The sequence below is a fragment of the Pseudoalteromonas sp. genome (assembly GCF_041613455.1).
Lineage (GTDB): Bacteria > Pseudomonadota > Gammaproteobacteria > Enterobacterales > Alteromonadaceae > Pseudoalteromonas.
The window spans coordinates 1-3,251 of the sequence record NZ_JBFJHD010000285.1 but is presented as its reverse complement, the minus strand read 5'-3'; the positions used below and the strand labels follow the sequence as shown (position 1 = coordinate 3,251).

The window sequence follows — 3,251 nt, the reverse complement described above, 5'->3', positions numbered from 1 at the left end:
TTTGCACCAGCCAGTTACTGGGCGGGCGCACGCTTTGAGGTGTTAGGCTTAGGTGTACCGCTAGCGTGGTTTTGGCTATGTTATGGCGCATTATGGGCCAGTGTTTTTACCAGCATTATTTTTATTAATAAAAAAATACCCCATTGGCTAGCGCACTGATCGCTATTGGCACAACAAACGTAGATATCCACTGATGTTGTTACAGGAGTACGCTGGTGAAATATTTGCTTATAATCGTGTTGTTGTGTCTTTTCGCTCACAGTAGCTACACTGTGGCTGAGGTTAACTTTAATAAAGTGGGCGAAGCACGGATGAAGTATTTATTTTGGGATATTTACGATGCGAGTTTGTTTACCCCCACAGGTGTTTACCAACCCGGTGACCACCCAATCAAGTTCACTCTAACGTATTTACGTGATTTCAGCGCTAAAGACATAGTCAAAGCGACTAACGAGCAATGGCAACATTTAGGCAAGCAGCAGTTAACAGCGCGGTATGCCGATAGGCTATTGGCGCTGTGGCCTAATATTAACAAGGGTGAGTCGTTAACTTTACAGACAGATCAGCAAGGGCAGAGTGTTTTTTTCCACAATGGTGAAAAATTAGGCCATATAGAAGATGCTGATTTTGCAGACCAATTTTTGGCTATTTGGCTTAGCGAGCATACCTCAGAGCCCAAATTAAGAAAGCAATTACTAGGAGAGTTATAATAATGGTTAATACGCTAAAAGTGACGCTGTTGCTAGTTTTGTCATGCTGTTTGATCAGCTGTTCGGCTCCGCACGTTGAGCATTATAATAACAGTTCTCCTGAGTTTAACTTTAAACGCTTTTTTACCGGTGATTTGCAAGCGTATGGCGTGGTACAAGACTTTAAAGGCGAGTTAACCCGTAAGCTGGTGGTGGATATGCACGCCAGTTGGGACGGTAACAAGGGCGTAATTGAAGAAGACTTTATTTATGATGATGGGCAAACACAAAAACGCATTTGGTATATCACTCTCAATTCAGACAACAGCTTAACGGGCACTGCTGCTGATGTGTTAGGCACTGCGACTGGGGAAAGTGCGGGCAGTGTGTTTCATTGGAATTATGATGTTGAGCTGCCCTACGATGACAGCACGTTAACAGTAAACTTTGATGATTGGATGTACTTAGTCAGCGCTAATCGCTTGATAAATCGCACCTCGATTGTTAAGTTTGGCGTTGAAGTTGGCCAGGTGACGTTAGTAATTGAAAAACTTTAGCTGTATGTTGCCTTGTTGAGGGTGTGTTTAAAATGCCCTTAAATTAAGTTTTGGTTAACTCAACACGCTGTATTTTACTAATAATTATTTTAATTTTAGTCATTTTTTAAGATTTTCGGCAAAAAATGCAATTTGCTGTTGCTAACTCTGCGAAAATGCATAAAGATAGGTTTTGCAAAGGCAAAATAATAACGAATAGGAATCTAATAATGAATAAAGCTCAATTAGTTGAAAAAATTGCTACTGATGCAGAAATCTCTAAAGCCGCTGCTACACGTGCACTTGACGCGTTCACTGGCGCTGTAACATCTTCTTTAAAAGAAGGCGATTCAGTAGCATTAGTTGGTTTTGGTACTTTCTCAGTTAAAGAACGTGCAGCGCGTACTGGCCGTAACCCGCAAACGGGTGCTGAAATCCAAATCGCAGCAGCAACTATCCCAAGCTTTAAAGCAGGTAAAGGTCTGAAAGACCAAGTAAACCCTTAATAGTTGGTTTACCACAGTGGAATAAAAAAGGGCTAACTAGCCCTTTTTTTATGCTTTGAAATCACTACCTTGCTTTGAGTGCCTTGTCACCACGGCCAATACCCACAGCGCCTGAGCGCACCACCTCAATAATATCGGTTTCGTGGCGCAGAGTGTCTAAAAACGATTCTATTTTGTCTGTGCTACTCACCAGTTGTAGACTATAGCTTAGGCGACCCATATCTAAAATGGCGCCTTGAAATACATCGACCACGCGAGTGACGGCAGCGCGGGTTACCTCATCTTGGGCAAACACTTTTACTAGCAGTAGCTCGCGCTCTATATGACTCATTTCGGTTAAGTCGATAATTTTGAGTACATCAACCAGCTTATTCACTTGCTTGGTTATTTGTTCGACGATGCGATCGTCCCCCATGGTGGTAATGGTGATTCGTGATAAAGACTGATCGTCCGTGGTGCCAACTGTCAAACTATCAATGTTATAGGCGCGTTGTGAGAACAAACCGACAATTCGTGATAGCGCACCGGGTTCGTTTTCTAATAATATAGATAAAATACGACGCATTATGCTTTTACTCCTTTTCGTAACCACATCTCATCAATGCCACCAAGTTTAATTTGCATCGGGTATACATGTTCATTTTCATCAACCAAAATATCTAAAAACACTAAGCGGTCGGTGATCGACATCGCTTTATCAATAGCCGGTTGCAGCTCTGCTAAGGTGTTGACTCTGATACCAACATGACCATAACTTTCGACCAGCTTGACAAAATCAGGCAGTGATTCCATGTATGAAGATGAGTGGCGTCCGCCGTAAATCATATCTTGCCATTGTCGCACCATACCTAATGAACGGTTATTTAGTGACACCACTTTAACGGCTAAGTTGTACTGTAAGCAGGTGGAAAGCTCTTGAATGTTCATTTGTATAGAGCCATCACCGGTCACACAAATTGACTCTTTATCGGGAAAAGCAAGCTTCACCCCCATGGCGGCCGGTAGACCAAAGCCCATGGTGCCCAAGCCGCCAGAGTTGATCCACTGACGTGGGTGTTTAAACGGGTAATACTGCGCCGCAAACATTTGGTGTTGCCCCACATCTGAGCTGACATAGGCATCGCCATGGGTAGCATGGTACATTGCCTCTATTACGGCTTGTGGTTTGATTTTGTCACCATCGGTATTGTAGTTAAGGCATTTTTGCTCACGCCAGCTGATGATTTGACGCCACCAATCTTCTTGTGCGCTACGGTCTATGTTAATGCTGCTTTTATCTATACCCGCTTGTAATTGCTCAATAACCGTTGCTAAACAACCAACCACTGGAATATGCGCTTTAATTGTTTTAGAGATTGAGGTGGGATCAACATCGACATGCACTATAGTCGCATTAGGACAAAATTTTTGTACATTATTAGTCACACGATCATCAAAGCGGGCACCTAGAGCGAGTATAACGTCGGCGTTTGCCATGGCTTTATTGGCTTCTAGGGTGCCGTGCATACCCAGCATACCAA

Annotated in this window: 5 protein-coding genes; 3 read left to right on the top strand and 2 right to left on the bottom strand. The window is 43.1% G+C overall.

Annotated elements, in window-relative coordinates; genetic code table 11:
- Positions 1-215: 215 nt before the first annotated feature.
- From ABYB02_RS15990 to ABYB02_RS15980, 3 genes are all read left to right on the top strand, one after another.
- A complete protein-coding gene (locus tag ABYB02_RS15990) occupies positions 216-710 on the top strand; it encodes a chalcone isomerase family protein (RefSeq protein ID WP_372763378.1) in 495 nt (164 codons plus the stop codon).
- Between the two features lie 2 nt (positions 711-712).
- The gene (locus ABYB02_RS15985; protein WP_372763377.1) at positions 713-1,246 is read left to right on the top strand and encodes a DUF3833 domain-containing protein; all 534 of its coding nucleotides are present in this window, start codon (positions 713-715) and stop codon (positions 1,244-1,246) included.
- A gap of 209 nt (positions 1,247-1,455) precedes the next feature.
- Positions 1,456-1,731 carry an HU family DNA-binding protein gene (locus ABYB02_RS15980; RefSeq protein ID WP_002962474.1) on the top strand — a complete coding sequence of 92 codons (276 nt, stop codon included), beginning with the start codon at positions 1,456-1,458 and terminating at the stop codon, positions 1,729-1,731.
- A gap of 64 nt (positions 1,732-1,795) precedes the next feature.
- Here ABYB02_RS15980 and ilvN read toward each other — a convergent pair whose 3' ends face one another.
- Both ilvN and ABYB02_RS15970 read right to left on the bottom strand, forming a co-directional pair.
- Positions 1,796-2,296: an acetolactate synthase small subunit gene (ilvN, locus tag ABYB02_RS15975; RefSeq protein WP_372763376.1), complete on the bottom strand. Its 501-nt coding sequence runs from the start codon at positions 2,294-2,296 to the stop codon at positions 1,796-1,798.
- The coding region (locus ABYB02_RS15970) for a thiamine pyrophosphate-dependent enzyme (RefSeq protein WP_372763375.1) at positions 2,296-3,251 on the bottom strand (956 nt) is incomplete at its 5' end. The genes ilvN and ABYB02_RS15970, both read right to left, overlap by 1 nt.

Coding starts and splice junctions, on each gene's coding strand:
- ABYB02_RS15985 (WP_372763377.1), top strand. CDS start 713: ATGGTTAATACGCTAAAAGTGACGCTGTTGCTAGTTTTGTCATGCTGT.
- ABYB02_RS15980 (WP_002962474.1), top strand. CDS start 1,456: ATGAATAAAGCTCAATTAGTTGAAAAAATTGCTACTGATGCAGAAATC.
- ilvN (WP_372763376.1), bottom strand. CDS start 2,296: ATGCGTCGTATTTTATCTATATTATTAGAAAACGAACCCGGTGCGCTA.